Source organism: Pantoea sp. C1E2, from assembly GCF_056491465.1.
Window position 1 is genome coordinate 2865717 of sequence record NZ_JBSZHT010000002.1, and the last position, 19904, is coordinate 2885620.

17 protein-coding genes are annotated in these 19904 nt (G+C 52.8%); 2 read left to right on the forward strand and 15 right to left on the reverse strand.

Translation table 11 applies throughout. The features are described from left to right. Positions 1-23: 23 nt before the first annotated feature. The 12 genes from ACXI0A_RS13830 to ACXI0A_RS13885 form a co-directional block, all read right to left on the reverse strand. Positions 24-941 (reverse strand): NAD(P)-dependent oxidoreductase, encoded by a 918-nt coding sequence (locus ACXI0A_RS13830; protein ID WP_476148272.1) that lies wholly within the window; start codon positions 939-941, stop codon positions 24-26. Positions 942-976: 35 nt separating this feature from the next. Continuing rightward, positions 977-2299 carry an MFS transporter gene (locus tag ACXI0A_RS13835; RefSeq protein ID WP_476148270.1) on the reverse strand — a complete coding sequence of 441 codons (1323 nt, stop codon included), beginning with the start codon at positions 2297-2299 and terminating at the stop codon, positions 977-979. 144 nt (positions 2300-2443) lie between these two features. Beyond that, positions 2444-3280 carry a TIM barrel protein gene (locus ACXI0A_RS13840; RefSeq protein WP_476148268.1) on the reverse strand — a complete coding sequence of 279 codons (837 nt, stop codon included), beginning with the start codon at positions 3278-3280 and terminating at the stop codon, positions 2444-2446. A gap of 230 nt (positions 3281-3510) precedes the next feature. Further along, positions 3511-4188, reverse strand: coding sequence for a PKHD-type hydroxylase YbiX (ybiX, locus tag ACXI0A_RS13845; protein ID WP_476148266.1), 678 nt, complete (start codon positions 4186-4188; stop codon positions 3511-3513). A gap of 47 nt (positions 4189-4235) precedes the next feature. Then, positions 4236-6515 carry a catecholate siderophore receptor Fiu gene (locus tag ACXI0A_RS13850; protein ID WP_476148264.1) on the reverse strand — a complete coding sequence of 760 codons (2280 nt, stop codon included), beginning with the start codon at positions 6513-6515 and terminating at the stop codon, positions 4236-4238. Between the two features lie 361 nt (positions 6516-6876). After that, positions 6877-7044, reverse strand: a complete 168-nt coding sequence (locus tag ACXI0A_RS13855; RefSeq protein WP_224931511.1) for a hypothetical protein — start codon at positions 7042-7044, stop codon at positions 6877-6879. 135 nt (positions 7045-7179) lie between these two features. Next, a complete protein-coding gene (locus ACXI0A_RS13860) occupies positions 7180-8592 on the reverse strand; it encodes an EmmdR/YeeO family multidrug/toxin efflux MATE transporter (protein WP_224931509.1) in 1413 nt (470 codons plus the stop codon). 120 nt (positions 8593-8712) lie between these two features. Next, positions 8713-9462, reverse strand: a complete 750-nt coding sequence (locus tag ACXI0A_RS13865) for an ABC transporter ATP-binding protein (RefSeq protein WP_224931507.1) — start codon at positions 9460-9462, stop codon at positions 8713-8715. Beyond that, entirely contained in the window at positions 9455-10330 is an 876-nt protein-coding gene (locus ACXI0A_RS13870) for an ATP-binding cassette domain-containing protein (RefSeq protein WP_476148263.1), read from the reverse strand. The genes ACXI0A_RS13865 and ACXI0A_RS13870 overlap by 8 nt, the downstream gene beginning before the upstream one ends. Then, positions 10323-11606: a high-affinity branched-chain amino acid ABC transporter permease LivM gene (gene livM, locus ACXI0A_RS13875; protein WP_476148262.1), complete on the reverse strand. Its 1284-nt coding sequence runs from the start codon at positions 11604-11606 to the stop codon at positions 10323-10325. The genes ACXI0A_RS13870 and livM overlap by 8 nt, the downstream gene beginning before the upstream one ends. A 10-nt stretch (positions 11607-11616) precedes the next feature. Further along, the gene (locus tag ACXI0A_RS13880) at positions 11617-12531 is read right to left on the reverse strand and encodes an ABC transporter permease subunit (RefSeq protein ID WP_045832249.1); all 915 of its coding nucleotides are present in this window, start codon (positions 12529-12531) and stop codon (positions 11617-11619) included. 80 nt (positions 12532-12611) lie between these two features. Continuing rightward, the gene (locus ACXI0A_RS13885; RefSeq protein WP_160868152.1) at positions 12612-13670 is read right to left on the reverse strand and encodes a branched-chain amino acid ABC transporter substrate-binding protein; all 1059 of its coding nucleotides are present in this window, start codon (positions 13668-13670) and stop codon (positions 12612-12614) included. A 402-nt stretch (positions 13671-14072) separates the two neighbouring features. Here ACXI0A_RS13885 and ACXI0A_RS13890 point away from each other — a divergent pair, with 402 nt between their 5' ends. Next, positions 14073-15521: an AMP nucleosidase gene (locus ACXI0A_RS13890; protein WP_476148259.1), complete on the forward strand. Its 1449-nt coding sequence runs from the start codon at positions 14073-14075 to the stop codon at positions 15519-15521. A gap of 48 nt (positions 15522-15569) precedes the next feature. On the opposite strand, the gene ACXI0A_RS13895 is transcribed toward ACXI0A_RS13890, so the two are convergent. Continuing rightward, positions 15570-16193 carry a hypothetical protein gene (locus ACXI0A_RS13895; protein ID WP_476148257.1) on the reverse strand — a complete coding sequence of 208 codons (624 nt, stop codon included), beginning with the start codon at positions 16191-16193 and terminating at the stop codon, positions 15570-15572. A gap of 258 nt (positions 16194-16451) precedes the next feature. Further along, positions 16452-17750, reverse strand: a complete 1299-nt coding sequence (locus ACXI0A_RS13900; protein WP_224931497.1) for an NCS2 family permease — start codon at positions 17748-17750, stop codon at positions 16452-16454. Positions 17751-18168: 418 nt separating this feature from the next. Between ACXI0A_RS13900 and ACXI0A_RS13905 the strand changes: the two genes are divergently transcribed. Beyond that, positions 18169-18915: a response regulator gene (locus tag ACXI0A_RS13905; protein ID WP_476148255.1), complete on the forward strand. Its 747-nt coding sequence runs from the start codon at positions 18169-18171 to the stop codon at positions 18913-18915. Here the strand turns inward: ACXI0A_RS13905 and ACXI0A_RS13910 are convergent. Next, positions 18852-19904, reverse strand: a complete 1053-nt coding sequence (locus ACXI0A_RS13910) for a PfkB family carbohydrate kinase (RefSeq protein WP_476148253.1) — start codon at positions 19902-19904, stop codon at positions 18852-18854. The two genes, ACXI0A_RS13905 and ACXI0A_RS13910, sit on opposite strands and share 64 nt — an antisense overlap.

Genomic DNA, 19904 nt, shown 5'->3' on the forward strand with positions numbered 1-19904 from the left:
CCGGGGGCGCATGGCCCCCGGCTTTATACCACCGGCGTAAGCAGAGGGTGTCCCGCCTGATAAGCCGAGATGTTGTCCATTACCAATTTAGCCATGGCCGCGCGTGTTGAAGACGTTGCCCTGCCAATGTGTGGGGTCAGCACCACATTATCCCGATTGAAAAGCGAATTGGGTACCAACGGTTCATTCGCAAAAACATCTAATCCTGCCCCCGCAATTTGCTCCGTTATGATGGCCTGAATCAATGCATCCTCATCAACCACACTCCCCCGCGCGACGTTAATTAAAATACCTTTAGGGCCAAGCGCATTCAGCACATCCTGATTGATCAAATGCCGCGATGTTTCTCCGCCGCTGGCACACACAATTAGGAAATCGCTGTTTTGAGCTAACGACATCAGCGAAGGATAATAAGTAACACTCTGGCTTTGTGGGTCAGAACGATTGTAACACCCCACTTGCATTGAGAATCCTTCAGCACGCTGTGCTACTGCTCGCCCGATACGACCAAAACCCACAATACCCAGCCGCTTGCCAGTGACCTTCATCGCAGGAGGAAAAGCGCCTCCCTGCCAGTCACCACGCTCAATAAACCGTTGTGCGCCATTAATACGGCGTGCAACGCTTAACATTAACGCGATGGCTAAGTCAGCCACGTCTTCGGTTAATATATCCGGCGTGTTTGTCACCGAAATATCACGTTGCCGAGCGGCGTGGATATCCACGCCGTCGTAACCCACACCAAATACAGAGATCAGGCGTAAATTTGGTAATCTATTGATTAACGCAGCTTCAACTATTGACTCACCGCTGGCCAATATAATCTCAACTTCTTTTTCACGCTCTGATGTAACATCGTTAAGATCAATAATGTCATTACCTAAAGACAAGGTATCAACCAGCGACTGTGGAACTTTAGACGCTCTCAGTATGACGGACATATTCCCTCCTGAATTCACCTCAATGCTGAAATATCCTATTTTTGCAATGAAAGCTGTCCAGCCTTGACCGGAGTTTTGTTAAAGTTAATACACAAAGTCCCCAGGGTGTAACACCCTGCACAGATAGCAAAATAAACCAGCACACTTTCGTAACTACCCGTCAGTTGTAGAATGACACCCACTAAAATCGGCACCAGAATACCAGCACAACTGTTAGCCATATTCATAAAGCCGCCCACCATACCCACACGGTCTTTGGGCGCCAAAATAGCCGGGAAACTCCAGTACAGACTGCCAAACATCATAAAGAAGGCGGCCACCGATAGCAGACCCACCGCGAGATTTGGGTTTTTCACTGTGGCGAGTGCATATAGCACTCCTAGCCCTACCAGACCTGATAATGACAGTAATCCTTTTAAGGCAACGTTATGACTCACACCGCGTTTCACCAGGAAATCGGCAAAAAAGCCACTGAATAGGCAACCTGCCGTTCCCATAATAAAAATTAAAAAGGTCGAGTTACCAATTGCAGCAAGTTGCAGTCCCTGGGCCTGCGCCAGATAACTCGGCCCCCACGTCAATAATCCCCAGTACACCATGCCCCACGAGGCGCGTCCCAGCATGATGGCAATCATGGTAAACCAACTGATACCAAGCCCTTTTGTTGGCACAATGTCTGTATCCACGGCGGAACTGTTAACATTTCCAGCGGCAATATAATCCACTTCCTGCTGGCTAACTTTAGGATGCTCTGCAGGCCGGTCACGTAGCATACGCCAGGCAAAGAAGCCTAATAACATCGTGAACAAACCTACAATGACAAAGGTTACGCGCCAGGAATCCAGAACCACGATCAGATGCGCGACAAGAATTCCGCCGATTGCCACGCCAAGCGGACTTCCCGAATCCATAATAACCGCACCACGCCCTCGTTCTGATGAGGTCAACCAGGTTGAACTCAGCTTTGCACCGCTAGGTGATACGGGAGCTTCCATCGCACCCAGACCAATACGCGCCAAAATCAGGCTAAAGCCACCGCTCGCAAGGCCAATAATGGCCTGGAAAAATCCCCAGCCAAATAAAGCTCCGGTGATCACTTTTCGCGGCCCGAAACGGTCTAATAACCACCCTCCCGGTATCTGTAATAGTGCGTAGGACCAGAAAAAACTACTGAGAATTAACCCTTGCATGGTAGGTGAAAGATTGAATTCATCTTTGATATAAGGCATACCAATAGACAAGGTAATACGGTCCATGAGATTGACGGCTAATAAAAAGAACATCGTGGCAAATATTGCCCAGCGAAACTGTGTTGGTTTGCCTGATTTTGGTGCTGTATTCAAGGTAGAATTAGACATGATTAACCTTCAGATTAAAATCGTTAAACAACGGGATTAATGGTTGAAGCTTAAATCCTTCGAAAATATTCTGCAGAAACGTTCAGTAACCCTTCGGTCATTTGACCAAGGGTGACTTGAACAATATCACTCAGAAAGACGAGACTAACCGAATTGCTTTTCCAGATACTCCCGTGACTGAATTAATACCTCCAGACTTCGGGAAACATCCACCGGCACGGCATCTCGTATCGGATAACTATCGCGTTGGCGATGCATGCGTAATGGAATTTCAAGACTACAAGGAATCTTGCGTGCTACCAGGGCTTTGAGCATTGGCGCGTAATTTAATTGGCCATTGCCCATTGGGGTAAAATAGACCTCGCCGTCTTTAACCTGTAAATCTTTTAAATGGCAATGCTGTGCGCGAGGAAGCATCTTAATGGCTTCGTCAATAGCATCGCTATCCGGGCAGAGCGAGACAATATTTCCGGCGTCAACATTGATAGAGATTGCTGGGTGATCAATCGCATCCAATAATGCGAAGCCATCATCAACTAAACGAAATACGTCATAGTTGGGGTCACCGCCATTTTCCAGGCATATTACACAGCCATTATCGCTGGCAATGGGCGCGAGTTTTTTTAGATTTGTGATGATTTGCTGGCGATCCGCCATGCGTCCAACACAAATATTGATCCATGTGGCACCAATCAAATGGGCAAATCGAATTCGACGGGTAAATTGTTCAACCGCATCGGATGCGCCCATGTTCATGGTCGCGCCAAAAGAGCGCGTGCTCAACTGATGTTTTCCCAGCAATGTATTGATATATTTCGCATTTTCATCACTAAACAGCTCGGGAGGCATGTCCCCTACATAACCCTGGTTGTAAGCAAGTTCGATATACTTAAATCCCGCTTTTTTGATCGTGCGGAAAGCACTATCCGTATCCACGCCGTCAAACATTGCCGTGTTAACACCGATCTCAAGCATGCTCATACTCACTCTCCCTTAGATGAACTAAAGTTCAGTTAATGACCGTATGAACACTTTTAGCAAATAAAATGATGACTAAACGGCGACGCGATCACGAAAGGACACTTTAGTCAGCGATTTAAGAGGTACATCACAATTTCGTTGGATAAAAAATACATGAACCAAACATGGTGGGCTCAGTAGGTGGGAGTTTTGGCGAGGAGAAGAACCGCGCATCGCGCGGTGAGAAAGCGTTAAACTTCTGTCCAACCGCGCAGCAGGTTGTGATACATGTTCAGCAGGGACAGCAGTTCCTCGCTATCGCCATGACGCGCTTTAAGGCTTTGGATATTACGATCCAGTTCGAACAGCATGGCGCGTTGTTTATCATCACGCACCATCGACTGAATCCACAAAAACGATGCTACGCGCGCGCCACGCGTAACGGGTGTAACGCAATGCAGGCTACTCGAAGGATAAAGCACCAGATGGCCGGCAGGTAATTTCACCTTGTGCTGACCATAAGTGTCTTCAATGACCAGTTCACCGCCGTCATAACTGTCGGGTTCACTGAGAAAGAGTGTGGCCGAAAGATCGGTTCGCATCCACCCTGCCGCGCCGTTATGCCTCACCGCGCCATCAACGTGAAAACCGTAGGTTTCACCCTGTTCATAGCGGTTAAACAGCGGTGTAGAAATAGAACGCGGTAGCGCAGCAGAAAAGAACAGCGGGTTATTGTTCAAAGCCTGCATCACTGCGGCTTGCAACCGATCGTAAAGCGGCGTGCGCGTATCGATCTGCTGATTATTTTTAACCGTTGCGCCCTGGCTACCCACCGTGGCGCGTCCGTCAATCCAGTCGGCCTGTTGCAGCAGCGAACTGAAATTCGCCACTTCTTCTGGCGTCAGCACTGCAGGAATGTGATACATCATCGCGGTGTTCTCTCATAAATAGGGGCGCGAACGCCCCACGTTGAATCTTAGAAATGGACGTTTGCCGTCAACAGGAAAGTCCGCGGCTCACCCGGATGGTAGCGGTAACCACTCTTATTGATGGAAGCAACATAGTTGGTATCGAAAATGTTGTATACGTTCAGCTGCAGATCGAGGTTGTTGCTGACCTTGTAGCCCATTTTCGCATCCGCCACCCAATAGCCTTCAGTATGGTCTGGCGTCCCCACTGCACCATCGCTGCCGCGGCGCAGGCTGCCCACGTAACGCGCACCCGCACCAACGGAAATCGCATCAGTGGCCTGATACTGCGTCCACAAGGTGAAGGCGTGTTTTGGTGTGTAAGCGATAGCAGATGAGCCATCCTGAGCGACCGCCGCGCCCTCTTTCACCGAAGCGTGCTGCTGGGTGTAGCCGGCAATCACTTCCCAAACTGGCGTGATGTTGCCGGTGGCAGAGAGCTCATAGCCCTCAACGCGTTTTTTACCGGTTTGCGAGTAAGTGCCGTCGTCGTTAGCGTCCACTTCATTCTCAATATCGGTGCGGAACAGCGCAGCATTCAGCAGCAGACGTTTATCCAGAATCTGCCATTTGGTTCCCACTTCGCTTGATTTAGCTTTCTGTGGCTGGAAATCAGTACGGTTTGCACTGTTACCGGTCCCACCCGCCGCCAGCGCAAAGCTGCTACCGCCCGGAGGCTGCTGAGAAATAGCATAGTTGACATAAACATTGCCTTGCTCGGTCAAACGATACAGCGCACCGGCTTTCCAGTTCACCAGGTTGCCAGATTTGGCCGTATCAACCGTGGTAATTGGCGTGCCGGGTGCGGTGCCCGTCGGACACGCCAGTGCCCCGCGCCCGGTGCCGCCACAAGCGGTGGCACTGTCATAATCGGTGTGATAGCTATCAAGACGAATGCCGCCGTTCAGCTCGAAGTTTTTGGTAATAGCCAACGTATCGAAGGCATAAATACCGGTGGTATCGGTCTGCCCATTGGCATTGGCGCCGTTGCGATCCAGCCCACCCACGGAAATGCTGCTGATCGGATGGTAGATATTAACCGCAGGTGCAGTGATGGCATTGACGCCGTAGTTGGTCTGGTTTTCACGTGTGAATTCCACGCCAGCACTAACATCGTGACCCACTGAACCGGTATAGAATTTCGAGGTGATATTGGTCTGGTTGGTGAGGATACGATTGCTGACATCCTTCAGGTTAGCGTTGCGCGTCCAGGTCCAGGTGCCAACGTCATTCGGATTTGGCGTGGTGATAGTGCTGCCCATCACCGCAGTCAGCAGATACTCCTGCTTCACTCGCGACCAGCGCGTGGTGTTGCGAATCGTGGTGCTGTCGCTGAGATCGTGCTCGAAGCGAATAGTGCCGCTATCAGTGGTGGATTTGTCGAAATCGGAATCGGTGCCGTAATAATTACTGGTCGCCACTTTGCCAGAATGGTTAAGTGCAGAGGTAGCTGCAGTCGGCGAAGAGTATCCCGGCAGACCAATGGTCGGGATGCCACCATCTGGCGTATTGTTCTGATGCACATGAAGATAATTCAGATATAAACGCGTTGAGGTATCCAGGCCGAATGCCAGTGAAGGCGCCACGCCATAGCGCTCATTTTGCACGTTATCACGTGCGGCATCGTGGGTTTTCTCGCCCATAAGATTGAGGCGGAACGCGCTGTTATCGTTGATGGCCTGGTTATAGTCCAGCGTACCGCGACGCATCCACGCGCTGCCCACACTCACCGATCCATCCAGGCCCGTATCCAGACGCGGCTGCTTACTGATCATGTTGATGGAACCCGACGGCGCGCTGCGACCGTAATCGGTGCCCGACGGACCTTTAATCACTTCAATCTGTTGGGTATTAAAGGTATCGCGTGACACGCTGCCAATATCGCGGATGCCGTCCACATAGATGCTGTTCGAAGTATCCATGCCTCGCATATATACAGCGTCACCGGTCGAAGAACTGCCATTTTCCCCGGCATAAAATGCTCCCACGCCCGGCACATTTTTCAGCGCATCGGTCAGGTTGTTGACGCCTTGATCTTTCATCACCTGATCCGGAATCACCGTCATGGTGCGGGTGGTATCCACCAGCGGACGGGTAAATTTGGGGTCGGCAGAAGCATTAGGCGCATACAGTGAAGGCGTTTGCGCCGTCACCACTAAAGTATCGTCAGATTTTTTATTGGTATTGTCGGCGGCCAGAGCAGCTGCAGGGGAAATACCAATGCAAAGCCCGGTGAACAGGGTCAGCGAATTGAAGCTGCCAAACGGCAAATTGCGATTGTTATCCATTTTAAGAGAGTAAGTTTCTTATCGTTATTGAAGGATCCATTGCATCCGGCAAATCACCGCAATTAACTTGCCATGAAATCCACTGCCTCAGAATGCAACACCCAAATGATAACGCCAATGGTTATCATTTACCTTTTTATTCTTGCATGAGCGAAGCGGCTTGGGAATACATTTCTTTACGGAGGTCTTACATAATTAATACAATCAGAGCCAACAGGAAGGTTATGTCAGGGTTTACTTAGAAAGTGGTCAGAAAGGGTCAAAATTCAGGCACAAAAAACCCGCTGGGCATGGCAGCGGGTTTTTGAGGAAAGCGCACAGTTCATTCCAGTAACTGTATCGCATGACGTGGTGCAGGCGTTCATCGCTCATAGTAGCGATACACCGACGGATGGAACTCAATGCCATAAAGCTGGCTGACCGGAATCAGCAAATCAATATGGTTGCTGAGATCGAATTCACGCTCTTCAGCGGGTTGTGATGTGGCGTTGATCAGGCGATGGAACCACTGTGACAGCATCGTTTTCATCGTCAGGCTCTCCAGTAATGGTTGACCCTGACAGTAAAGCGCAACCTTCTTTATAACCAAAACGATTAGATATGCGATGGAATCCCAATTAAAGCATATATCAATGGCCGCCCACTGCTACGGCGGCCATCTATGTTATGCCCTGCTCTTCGCCAGCATACGGCGATAATTATTAAGCCACTTGCCACTGGTCAAACGCAGCCAGAAGAAAACACCGCGCACCGTCCAGTCGAGGAACATACCCAGCCACACCCCGACCACGCCCATACCGAACATGATGCCCAGCACATAGCCGGCAACCACGCGCGCACCCCACATGCTGAACATCGACACGTACATGGTATAACGGGCATCACGTGCACCTTTCAATCCGGCAGGCAGCACCCAGGAGGCGGTCCAGATCGGCATAAAGGCAGCATTGAGCCAGATAAGGTGTTTGGTGACTTCAATCACTTCCGGGTCGCGGGTGTAGAATTTGGCCAGCGTGCCAGCCAGCGGCACCGTTATCAATGCCAATGTGCAAAGCCCGATCATCGCCAGCCAGAACACATGTTTAATCTGTCTTTCCGCCTGCATCACCTGATTTTTCCCCAGCCGTTTGCCGGTGATGATGGTGGAAGCCGAACCGAGGGCATTGCCTGGCAGGTTAATCAAGGTGGCAATCGAGAAGGCGATAAAGTTACCGGCAATTTCATTGGTACCCATGCCTGCCACAAAGATCTGCGTCAGCAATTTACCGCCGTTAAACAGTACCGATTCAATACTGGCCGGCACCCCGATCCCCAGCACCTCCATCAGGATGTTGCGATCCCAGCGACGGAAATAGCTGGCGATGCTGATTCTTAACGCCGGTGTAATGCCGCGATACAGCACATAAATGGCCGCCGCCGCACCGATATAACGTGAGATGGTTAAGCCCAATCCTGCGCCGACAAACCCCATCCCTTCCCATCCCATCGCACCATAAATCAGTACGCTACTGATCACGATGTTAAGGATGTTCATGCCGCCATTGATCAGCATCGGAATTTTAGTATTGCCCGCCCCGCGTAAAGAGCCGCTGCCGATCAGGGCAATCGCCGCCGCCGGGTAGCTCCACGCCGAGGTTTGCAGGTAGCTGAGCGCCAGCTCTTTCACTTTAGGGTCTGCGCTGCCTGCGATGACATCAATAATCAGATGCCCCCAGATCTCGATCACGATGACCAGCACAAACGCCAGCACCGTCATTAAGCCCAGTGATTGCCGTGTGGCGGCGCGGGCGCGTTTTCCGTTTCGTTTGGCGAGACTAAACGCCACCACCACGGTAGTCCCGAGGTCGATCGCCGCAAAGAAGGAGATAATCACCATATTGAAGCTGTCGGCCAGACCGACGCCCGCCATCGCCTCTTTCCCCAGCCAGCTCACGAGGAAAGTACTCAGGACGCCCATCAGCATCACACACAGGTTTTCAATAAAGATGGGCACGGCTAATGGGGTAATTTCACGCCACAACAGCGTGCGATAAGATTGACGTTTCGGATACCACGCCGTATTTCTGACCGCCCGCATCACTGCTACGCCAGGATTTTGCAAGGGAGTACCAAATCACTTTGGAGAGGAAGAAGAGTAATAATGATGATAGGCCACTGAGAAATATGCAAAGTGTTTCCCATCACCATTTAATCATTATTACAAACTTTTTGTCGCCACCACCGCAGGATCCGCTGCACCACCGAGATAAGCACTGCGTACCTCTTCGTTATTTAAGAGTTCTTCCCCACTGCCGCTCAATTTGATCTCGCCGTTGACCATCACATAGCCGCGATCGGCCAGCCTCAACGCATGCCTTGCATTCTGCTCCACCAAAAACAGCGTCATACCTTGCTGGGTGAGTTCGCGTAGGATGTTGAAGATCTGCTTCACCACAATCGGTGCCAGACCGAGACTGGGTTCGTCAAGCAGCAGCAGTTTTGGGCGACTCATCAGCGCACGCGCAATCGCCAGCATCTGCTGCTCACCACCGGAGAGCGTCATCGCACGCTGTTTACGCCGCTCCAGCAGGCGCGGAAACAGTTGGTACATGCGATCTTTATCCTCTTTCACAAAGCGATCGCCCACCGCGATCGTGCCCATCAGCAGGTTCTCCTCTACCGTCATATCGGGAAAGATGCGACGGCCTTCGGGGGCCTGCGCAATGCCGCTAGCCGCAATGAAATGGGTGCTGCGGTGGCTGATTGACTCACCACGCAAGCGGATGTCGCCACTGGCGATGCGCGGCTGGCCAAAAATCGACATCAGCAGCGTCGATTTCCCCGCACCGTTCGCGCCAATCAGTGCCACTGTTTCGCCTTGATTCACTGTCAGGGAAACCTGCCTGAGCGCCTGTACCGGACCATAAAACACATCCACCTGTTCAAAACTCAGCATCGGTTCAGTCATGGTCGCTCTCCTCATCTGCGCCGAGATAGGCGGCGATAACTTTGGGATCGTGGCGAATTTGCTGCGGCGTACCCTGCGCGATGACATCGCCATGATCGAGTACCACGATGTGATCGGAAATACGCATCACCATCGGCATGTCGTGTTCAATCAGCAACACGCTGATACGGTGATCGGCGCGTAAGCGATGAAGTATTTGACTGAGGGCATCGGTCTCGACAGGGTTCAATCCCGCGGCCGGCTCATCCAGACAAATCAATTCCGGTCGCGTGCACATGGCGCGCGCAATCTCCAGTCGGCGCTGCTGGCCATATGAGAGCGTGCCCGCCAGTCGATTGGCGCTGGAGACCAAATCCACACTCTCCAGCCAGTAAAAAGCGCGGTCTAAGGCGCGGTTTTCCGCTTCGCGATAACCACGGCTATTCAGGACGCCCGCCAGTAGTTGACGATTCACCTGCATATGCTGCGCCACCAGCAGATTCTCTACCACCGACATTTCCCTAAACAGGCGGATATTCTGGAAGGTGCGCGCCAGACCGGCCCGATTAACCAGATGCGCGCCACCGAACATTTTGTACCAAACTCGCGAACCCAGCCGCGCCGGATTGAGCCAATCCTGCGGATGAATTTTCTGGCCTAAAATCTGGATGACATCGGTACTGCGCTGATTGGCATTGAGCATAATTCGCCCACCGGTGGCGCGATAAAAACCGGTCAGGCAGTTAAATACGGTGGTTTTACCGGCGCCGTTCGGGCCAATAAGTGATGTCACCGACCCCCGCTCAACGGAGAGACTGACATCATTCAGCGCTTTAATACCGCCAAAACGCATCATTAAATTATCCACTTGAAGGATGGCATCACTCATGGCGATCTCCTTTTCGCAGCGGAACACCCACACGTGCGGTACGAACCAGTCCGCGCGGTCGCCAAATCATCATTAACACCATCAACATGCCAAACAGCAGCACGCGGTATTCGGCAAAACTGCGCAGCAGTTCCGGCGCAACCGTGAGCACAAAGGCGGCAAGGACGACGCCGAGCGTAGAGCCCATTCCACCCAATACCACAATCGCCAGGATTAACGCCGATTCAAAGAAAGTGAAGGAGGTGGGATTCACAAACCCCTGATAGCTGGCAAAAAACACCCCGGCTATCCCGGCCGTCGAGGCACCCAACATAAAAGCAGAGAGTTTGACCAGCACATGGTTAAGCCCCATGGCGCGGCAGGCAATTTCATCTTCACGTAACGCTTCCCAGGCCCGGCCAATTGGCATTCGCGTCAACCGATGCTTGATCAACAGCACCAGCAACACTACTAGCACCAACACGACATAGATGAAGATGAATTTCATATTGGGGTTGTAATCGAGATGAAAAAACTCGTGATACGGCACACCGCCGTCTTTGGCTCGCCGGGCAAATTCAAGGCCAAAAAAGGTCGGTGAAGGTATCGAGACCCCATTGGGTCCACCCGTGAATGACACCCAGTTGGTTAGCACCAGACGGATAATTTCACCAAAGCCAAGGGTCACAATGGCCAGATAGTCGCCGTGCATCCTGAGCACCGGAAAACCCAGTAGCGCGCCCGCAAAAGCGGCCAGCAAAGCCGCAATTGGCAACATACTCCAGAACCCGAGGCCAAGGTACTCGTAGCCCAGAGCCAGACCATAAGCCCCGATAGCGTAAAACGCGACATAACCCAGATCGAGGAGTCCGGCCAGCCCCACCACAATGTTGAGTCCCAGCCCCAGCAGCACATAAATCAGCCCAAGAATGGCCACCGTTAACAGGTATTTGCTTGATATAAATGGAAAGGCAAATGCAGCAATCAACAACAGCGGCAATACCCAGCGCATCCGCGAACGATAACCCGGCTCACGGACATAAACACCGTCATCATTGCCTTCAAATTTTCGCCTGAAGCGCTGCCCGTAAGGCGTAGTGGTAAACAGGCTCATCAATAAACGTCCTGCCATGACCAGCCCCACTAACAGCGCTACGCGTTGCGGCGACAATTTGAAGCTGTAGCCATCCAGCACCACACCCACAATCGGACCAAACACTACCAGCGCAATCACTCCCGCCAGCAGCGTGTCGAGCAATGCTTCACGCACGCCCGCTTTTTGCGTCATTGCATTCATCGTGGCTTCCTCACACTTTCGCGACCAGCGGACGCCCCAGGAGCCCCTGCGGACGGAAGATTAAAATCACCACCAGCAGCGAAAACGAGAACACATCTTTATAGTCAGAGTTCACCAGCCCCGCGAACTGAGCTTCCGCCACGCCCAGCAACAAGCCACCCAACATCGCGCCCGGCAGTGAGCCAATGCCGCCTAACACTGCGGCTGTGAAAGCTTTGATACCGATGATAAATCCGGCATAGAAATCAAAGGTGCCGTAGTTCATGGTCACCAGCACACCCGCCAGTCCTGCCATGGCTGCACCAATGACAAACACCAGCGAAATAACGCGGTCAGTATTGATGCCGAGAATAGACGCCATGCGCCGATCCTGCTGAACGGCACGGCAGATGCGGCCAAGTTTGGTGTACTGAATGATCCAGGTGAGCAACGCCATGCCACAGAACGCGGCAATCAGAATAAAGACTTTGGTCCAGGTGATTTGCACAATGCCGCCATCCACTTCCATGCGCAGCACACCCGTCAGTAACGTCGGAATACCCTGCTGATTGGGGCCCTGGCTAAGTTGCACGTAGTTTTGCAGAATCAGCGACATGCCGATGGCGGAAATCAGCGGCGCAAGGCGTGTGGAATTGCGCAGGGGCCGATAAGCAATACGCTCGATCGCCCAGCCATAAGCCGCCGTAACGATAATGGTGAACAGCAAGGTGCCGAAAATCAGTAATGGAAAGGAGTGAATACCAAAGAAACTCAGTAGCGCTAAGCCTATCGCGCATAAATAGGCGGAGATCATATACACCTCGCCGTGCGCGAAGTTGATCATGCCGATAATGCCATAAACCATGGTGTAGCCGATGGCGATCAACCCATACACCGCGCCCAGCGTCAGGCCGTTGATCAGTTGCTGTAAGAAGAAGGCGTCCATAAATCCATCCCGCGCGTAGAGGGAGCGCACACATCGCGCCCAATGGCGAAAGGCCCCGTGATGCGGGGCCACGTGTCGAATTACAGTTGGTGATACTTGCCTTTGTCATCCCACTGATAAACTACATAATCCGAGACTTTCAGATCGCCTTTGCCATCCCAGGCTTTTTTACCCATCACGGTATCGACGCTGTTCGCTTTTAACCAGTCACTGGCTTTGGCGTTGTCTTTACCCGCCGCTTTGTAAGCCGCCGCAATAGCCTGCACAGAAGCGTAAGCGTACAGGGTGTAACCTTCCGGTTCGAAGCCGCTGGCGCGGAACTTCTCAATCACCGCTTTGCCATCCGGAATGGTGCGCGGGTCATTACCGAAGGTCATGTAAACGCCTTTGGTGTACTGAGGGCCACCTGCCGCCGTCACCATCTCTTCCGTCACGATGCAGTCCCCGGAGAAGAAGGCTGCATTGACACCCTGTTCACGCATCTGACGCACCAGCGGACCGGCTTCTGGATGACAACCACCGAAATAGACCACGTCGGGTTTCACCGCGCCAATCTTAGTGACCAACGCATTGAAGTCTTTCTCACCGCGAGAAAGCCCCTCATACAGCACCTCTTTCACGCCACGTTTTTCCAGCGCGGCTTTGGTGGCATCGGCCAGCCCCTGACCGTAAGTATCCTTGTCATGGATCACCGCCACCTTTTTCGCTTTCAGTTTGTCGATAATGAAGTCCGCTGCAATCGCACCTTGCTGATCGTCACGGCCACACATGCGGAACATGGTTTTCATACCGCGCTCGGTGATTTGCGGGTTGGTGGATCCGGGGGTAATCGCCAGCACGCCAGCTTCGTCATACACTTCCGACGCGGGCATGGTGGAGGAGGAACAGAAGTGACCCACCACGGCCATCACTTTGTCCTGATCGACTAATCGGTTTGCTACCGATACCGCCTGTTTGGGTTCGCAGGCATCATCGCCCTGCACCAGCACAATTTTTTCGCCGTTTATACCACCAGCGGCATTGATATCATCGGCAGCCTGACTGGCGCCCTTCCAGTATTGCGCCCCGTAGGTCGCATTAGGTCCTGAAAACGGGCCGGCCACACCAATCTTGATATCCGCCTGAGCGTAAAATGCCATGCTCAGGCAACCTGCAAGTACCACCTTCACTGGGTGTTTCATGAATTTCAAAGACATGCTTTCAATCCTCAACGGGTCAGGAACGGAGCCATACCACGGCCTGGGAGAAATCAATTTCTGAAACTTTTGCAGCACTGTATGTAGCCGATAGGGCCACGATTTAGAATCAAGCAAGAAACTCGCCAAAGAAGACGGTCGGTGGCAGCTTTTTGCAGTGGCATCGCGCCAGGGCAGACGAGGCGCGTGGTGACATCCCTGCTAATCATAAACATAGCCAGAGTTAAGCTGCATACCAGCACCGTGATGGTGCAGAATGCGGTCGATCACAGATTATTCATCGTGCTGGGGTGTTTATCCGCTATGCTCTGGTCAAATCGGTCCACGTTTCCTGAAGGAGAATCTATGAATACGCAACGGAACGGATTGAGCAGCCAGCAGGCACTGGATGAACTGGAACGCCTGTATGAAAGCGCGGTGGAAGCACTGCGCAACGCGATTCGCGATTTCACCACACAGGGCACGCTGCCGGATGAAGATGCGCGTCAGAAAGGCCTGTTTGTTTACCCGGAACTGCGCATCACCTGGTTAGGTGAAGGTCCTCAGCAGAACCGCACCCGCGCATGGGGACGTTTTACTCACACTGGCAGTTACAGCACCACCATTACCCGCCCGGCACTGTTGCGTCACTACCTGAGTGAGCAATTACAGATGCTGGAGAAAGAGTACGACGTTCTGATTGAAGTGGTGCCTTCACAGCAGGAGATTCCCTACCCGTACGTGATTGACGGCCTGACACTGGATCGTTCTATGAGCGCCAGCATTGCGCGCCATTTCCCTACCACCGAGCTGTCGCAGATTGGCGATGAAACCGCAGATGGCCTGTTCCATGCCAATGCGATTTTCCCGCTGTCACACTTCGATGCGCTGCGCACTGATTTCTCCCTCGCACGTCTGCGCCATTACACCGGCACAGCCGTCGAGCATTTTCAGCCGTTTGTGCTCTTCACCAACTACACGCGCTATGTCGATGAGTTCGTTCGCTGGGCAATTGAGCAGGTCCAGGATCCTTCCACACCTTATGACAGCCTTGCCTGTGCTGGTGATGTGGTGATCACCGCTGACACCCAGGATCCTACTGCAATGATGTCCGATCTGGCCTGGAAGAAGCATCAAATGCCCGCCTGGCACCTGACATCACCCAATCGCCGTGGCATCACGTTGGTGAACATTGGTGTGGGTCCTTCCAATGCTAAAACGATTTGCGACCACCTGGCGGTGATTCGCCCGCACGCCTGGCTGATGATTGGTCACTGCGGCGGTCTGCGCGAAAGCCAGACCATCGGTGATTACGTGCTGGCACATGCTTATTTGCGTGACGATCATGTATTAGATAGCGTGCTGCCGCCGGACATTCCTATCCCAAGCATTGCTGAAGTGCAGCGTGCGCTGTATGACGCCACCAAAGCCGTGAGCGGTATGCCTGGAGAAGAGGTAAAACAGCGCCTGCGTACCGGCACGGTAGTGACCACGGATGACCGTAACTGGGAGTTGCGTTACTCCGCTTCTGCATTGCGTTTTAACCTGAGTCGCGCGGTGGCGGTAGACATGGAGAGTGCCACGATTGCTGCGCAGGGTTATCGCTTCCGTGTACCTTACGGCACCTTACTGTGCGTCTCGGATAAGCCACTGCACGGCGAGATTAAATTGCCGGGACAGGCGAATCGTTTCTATGAGGGGGCGATTTCTGAGCATCTGCAGATTGGCATTTGCGCGGTAGAACTGCTGCGTGCTGAGGGCGATAAGTTGCATTCAAGGAAGTTGCGCACCTTTAATGAACCCCCCTTCAGGTAAAGGTTTAACTCCGGTCCCAATGGGGCCGGAGTCACATTGGATTTCAGATCAAACTTTAACTAGCAGATCTTTCACAAACCAGGCCAGGACAGCCAGAATAGCGGGCACCATAATGGACCAGGTGAGTCGGTCATTCAGCTTTTCAAATTTCACGTCAAGCTTTTCAAACTTCTCATCGATCCTGACAAACTTCTTCTCAAATTTTTCATCCATGCGTTCAAACTTCACATCGATGCGTTGTTCCATTTTGTCTAGCTTGTCGTCGATGCGCAGTTCCAACTTTTCCAATTTATCGTCGATGCGCAGTTCCAACTTTTCCAATTTATCGTCGATGCGCAATTCCAACTTTTCCAATTTACCGTCGAAATGCAGCGCCATTTTCCCCAGTTTATCGTCAAAGTGCACCGCCATCTTTTCGAACTTACCATCGGTACGCTTTTCCGACTGCCCCATTTCTCCCAGCAGTTCGGTACGCAGCGTGCCGATATCGGCCTTGGTCGCGAAATTCTCGGATCGCGCGGTCAGGACGGCAACATCCTGTTGAATTTGATGCGTGGTTTTTTCCAACAACCCGACTCGTTGAGTTAATTCTTCCATTTTTGAATCCTCAATATTCCTGACGACGTAGATAAGAGGTGGAAGAAACGGGGCAGCACGCATGGCGTATTCCATTACAAACCTCCAGATAGACCCGGCTATCTCTTCACCTTGCAGATTAGTGAAACAGATTCGAGCCGATTAAACATTCCACGAACCCGCCATTCACGGCAAAAAAAGATCAGGCAGGCATCAATACGCCGCACAGGCTAAAACTGGCAGAGAAATAACAGAAGGAGCCTTAGTGAAGGATTGCGAGAGGTCGCACAGAGAATATTTGCGGGGATGAAACAGAAAACACGGAAGCCCGAGCGGGCTTCCGGAAACCAAAACTTAAGCGCTTAACCAGCCCAGTTTGATCACGAACAGAATCGAGAGAATCACCAGTGCAGCATTGATCTCTTTCGTACGACCACTCAGCAGTTTTACCACGGTCCAGGTAATGAAACCGAAGGCGATTCCGTTGGCGATGGAGTAAGTCAAAGGCATGGTCAGCGCGGTGACGGTTACGGGCGCAGCCGTGGTGATGTCTTTCCAGTCAATTTCGGCCAAACCAGAGGCCATCAACACCGCAACAAACAGTAATGCCGGTGCGGTAGCGTAAACCGGAACACTACCCGCCAGCGGCGAGAAGAACAGGCTCAGCAGGAACAGCACAGCGACCACTATAGCCGTCAAACCGGTACGACCACCGGCACTGACACCCGCAGCAGATTCGACATAGCTGGTGGTGGTTGAGGTTCCCAGTAATGAACCAAACAGCGCAGCAGCACTGTCAGCGATCAGCGCACGGCCCATTTTCGGCACATTGCCCTGCTCATCCGCCAGACCCGCACGCTTGGTCACGCCCAGCAGCGTACCGGTATTATCGAACACATCTACAAACAGGAAGGCGAAGATAACGCTCACCAGACCTACGTTAAACGCACCGGAGATATCCAGTTGCATAAAGGTCGGTGCAATCGAAGGTGGCGCTGAGAAAACGCCACCAAATGGCGTCAGACCAATGCCCATCGAAATAAAGGTGACGACCAGGATACCAATCAGCACTGCGCCGGTCACGCGACGCGCTTCCAGCGCCACAATGATGAAGAAACCTAACAGTGCCAGCAGTGGGCCCGGTTTGGTCAGATCGCCCAGGCCAACCAGTGTTGCCGGGTTATCCACCACGATGCCCGCGCCTTCCAGCGCGATCAGTGCCAGGAACAAGCCAATACCCGCAGCGATACCCGCGCGCAGCGGCAACGGAATACTGGCAATAATCCATTCACGAATTTTAAAAATCGACAGCGCAAAGAAGATGACCGCTGACAGGAACACCGCGCCGAGTGCGATCTGCCAGGTGTAGCCCATGTGCAGCACAACGGTATAAGTGAAGAAGGCATTGAGACCCATGCCCGGAGCAAGCGCGATCGGGTAGTTGGCGATCAGCCCCATCAGCACACAGCCAATTGCCGCCGCTAAACAGGTGGCCACAAATACCGCGCCTTTATCCATGCCGGTCGCACCGAGAATGCTCGGATTAACAAACAGGATGTAGGCCATGGCCAGGAAGGTAGTGATACCCGCAATGATTTCTGTGCGCACGGTGGTGTTGTGCGCTTTAAGTTTGAAGAGTTTTTCTAACATCATCATCTCTCATGAGCGGAGACGGCACGGGTGCACGTTCTCTCTTGCCAATGTGGTTGAAACACTAGTTATATTTTTGATGAAAGCGATTTGAGCCGGACGTAAGGCAAGAGCACCTTCCGCTTTCCCCTGTCCATATAGCAATAGCTATGCCATCACCATACGCAATCGTTTACGTTTACGAATAGCGCGACGGTTAAGATAATTCCGAACCAGAATGAGGCGCGATTATGGTGCATTGCACTATTGCCGCGCAATCGTTTTCCCTACGGTCAATGGTCTCGGTAGAAAATATTGCGGCAACGCACGATTTCGCACACTGCCTGGCGATGGCGCTCACGTTTCTGCAGCATAGGGCAGCAGCTTAAAAACATCGGGTTACACTGCTTTTTAACCCTTTCGCAACATGTGAGAAAGCGCAATGAAGCCCGCGATTTTAGTCGTTGATGATGATCGTGCCGTGTGCGAATTGCTGCACGATGTATTAAGTGAACATGTGTTTACTGTTTACAGCTGCCATCAGGGCAAAGATGCCCTTGCGCTACTCAACCTGCACCCCGAAATCTCATTGGTTATGCTGGATATGATGCTACCGGACACCAACGGCTTACTGGTGCTGCAACAGATGCAGCGGCAGCGGCCGGATCTGCTGGTCATCATGCTAACCGGGATGGGTTCGGAAGCGGATATGGTGGTGGGATTAGAGATGGGTGCTGATGATTACATCGCCAAACCCTTTAATCCCCGCGTGGTTGTGGCGCGCGCGCGCGCTGCATTACGCCGTTGCGGGCGTCTGACACAAGCCGATACACAGCAGGATGAAGGATGGCAATTTAATGGCTGGCGGCTGGATGATGCGCGTTGCCAGCTGTTTAATCCTCAGCGCGAAAGCGTTGCCCTCACTCAAGGCGAATATACCCTGTTGCGCGCCCTGGTGGGTCACGCACGCAAAGTGCTGACGCGTGATCAACTGCTGGAACTGACCCACAATGAAAGTCTTGAGGTGTTCGACCGAACGATAGACGTGCTGATTATGCGACTACGGCGCAAGATTGAAGCCAATCCGCATCAGCCAAGTCTGATCCGAACCATCCGCGGCCTGGGTTATGTCTTTTCCGCTGATGTACTGCGTCCCGCTTCGGCCGCCCGCGAAACACAGATTGCCTGATCCATCCAGCGCTGCATCTCGGCCAATGGCCGCGTGCCGTCCAGCGCATTTGCTGCATGCAAATTGAAACAGGCGCAGGTATGTGCCAGCTTCAATGTCTCCAGCAAGGGCAGACCTTCGTGACTGGCATAGAGCACCCCAGCACAAAACGCATCTCCCGCTCCAACGCTGCCCACAATCTCTTCCGGTTTCAGGCACCATGCCGGCTGCCATAACCCTTCTCCACCGCTCTCTTGTCCCCATGCCCCCTCTGGTGCATGGATCACCACACGTTGACGTACGCCCTGTTCAATCAACCAGGCAGCGGCGTCGGCGAAGGCGCTGGGCGCCGCCAGCCCTGAAGCACTGCGCAGGGTTACACCGGTAAGTGATTGCGCCTCCAGTTCGTTAATCACCAGATAGTCCAGCCAGCGCAAAGCCGGCATCACCAGCGGGCGATATTCTCCCGCCCGCGACACCAAATCCAGTGAGGTGAGATAGCCGCGTTGCTGCATCTGGGCCAGCAAATGTGCACTGCGTGTGCCAAATTCCTCATCGGGCTGATCGAGGCTATCCAGCAACAGCAAATAGCCGAGATGAAAAATACGGTGTGGCGTGGCAACGTCAGTGAAATGGGGCAGATCCAGCTGTGCGTTGGCACCGCGCGCATGGAAAAAGGTGCGTTGCCCATCGGGTGTGGTCATCACCTGCGTCATTGCCGTTCTTACACTCTGGGTGCGATGCACAAACTGACGATCGATCTGGTGGTCGTCTAACAGCTCAACTATGTAATTGCCGTCACTGTCCTCGCCCACCATCCCTACACCCGCCAGCGGCAAATTCACCTGCATGCGCGCTAAGGTGAAAAGCACATTGAGCGCGGCACCGCCACTGCACTTCTCGCTGTGCGTGATCTCGGCTAACCAGCCTTGTTCCGGCCAATGCGTGATCCGCTGTACATGGTCAACCAGCATACTGCCCGCACCAAGAATGCCGTTGCGTTGCACCAT

What these genes read in the sequence shown, in the direction of transcription:
- ACXI0A_RS13860 (WP_224931509.1), bottom strand. Translation starts at nt 8,592, where the DNA reads ATGCGGGCGGTCAGAAATACGGCGTGGTATCCGAAACGTCAATCTTAT.
- ybiX (WP_476148266.1), bottom strand. Translation starts at nt 4,188, where the DNA reads ATGATGTATCACATTCCTGCAGTGCTGACGCCAGAAGAAGTGGCGAAT.
- ACXI0A_RS13870 (WP_476148263.1), bottom strand. Translation starts at nt 10,330, where the DNA reads ATGAGTGATGCCATCCTTCAAGTGGATAATTTAATGATGCGTTTTGGC.
- livM (WP_476148262.1), bottom strand. Translation starts at nt 11,606, where the DNA reads ATGAATGCAATGACGCAAAAAGCGGGCGTGCGTGAAGCATTGCTCGAC.
- ACXI0A_RS13885 (WP_160868152.1), bottom strand. Translation starts at nt 13,670, where the DNA reads ATGGCATTTTACGCTCAGGCGGATATCAAGATTGGTGTGGCCGGCCCG.
- ACXI0A_RS13840 (WP_476148268.1), bottom strand. Translation starts at nt 3,280, where the DNA reads ATGAGCATGCTTGAGATCGGTGTTAACACGGCAATGTTTGACGGCGTG.
- ACXI0A_RS13855 (WP_224931511.1), bottom strand. Translation starts at nt 7,044, where the DNA reads ATGAAAACGATGCTGTCACAGTGGTTCCATCGCCTGATCAACGCCACA.
- ACXI0A_RS13890 (WP_476148259.1), top strand. Translation starts at nt 14,073, where the DNA reads ATGAATACGCAACGGAACGGATTGAGCAGCCAGCAGGCACTGGATGAA.
- ACXI0A_RS13910 (WP_476148253.1), bottom strand. Translation starts at nt 19,904, where the DNA reads ATGGTGCAACGCAACGGCATTCTTGGTGCGGGCAGTATGCTGGTTGAC.
- ACXI0A_RS13880 (WP_045832249.1), bottom strand. Translation starts at nt 12,531, where the DNA reads ATGGACGCCTTCTTCTTACAGCAACTGATCAACGGCCTGACGCTGGGC.
- ACXI0A_RS13900 (WP_224931497.1), bottom strand. Translation starts at nt 17,750, where the DNA reads ATGATGTTAGAAAAACTCTTCAAACTTAAAGCGCACAACACCACCGTG.
- ACXI0A_RS13905 (WP_476148255.1), top strand. Translation starts at nt 18,169, where the DNA reads ATGAAGCCCGCGATTTTAGTCGTTGATGATGATCGTGCCGTGTGCGAA.
- ACXI0A_RS13865 (WP_224931507.1), bottom strand. Translation starts at nt 9,462, where the DNA reads ATGACTGAACCGATGCTGAGTTTTGAACAGGTGGATGTGTTTTATGGT.
- ACXI0A_RS13895 (WP_476148257.1), bottom strand. Translation starts at nt 16,193, where the DNA reads ATGGAATACGCCATGCGTGCTGCCCCGTTTCTTCCACCTCTTATCTAC.
- ACXI0A_RS13830 (WP_476148272.1), bottom strand. Translation starts at nt 941, where the DNA reads ATGTCCGTCATACTGAGAGCGTCTAAAGTTCCACAGTCGCTGGTTGAT.
- ACXI0A_RS13850 (WP_476148264.1), bottom strand. Translation starts at nt 6,515, where the DNA reads ATGGATAACAATCGCAATTTGCCGTTTGGCAGCTTCAATTCGCTGACC.
- ACXI0A_RS13835 (WP_476148270.1), bottom strand. Translation starts at nt 2,299, where the DNA reads ATGTCTAATTCTACCTTGAATACAGCACCAAAATCAGGCAAACCAACA.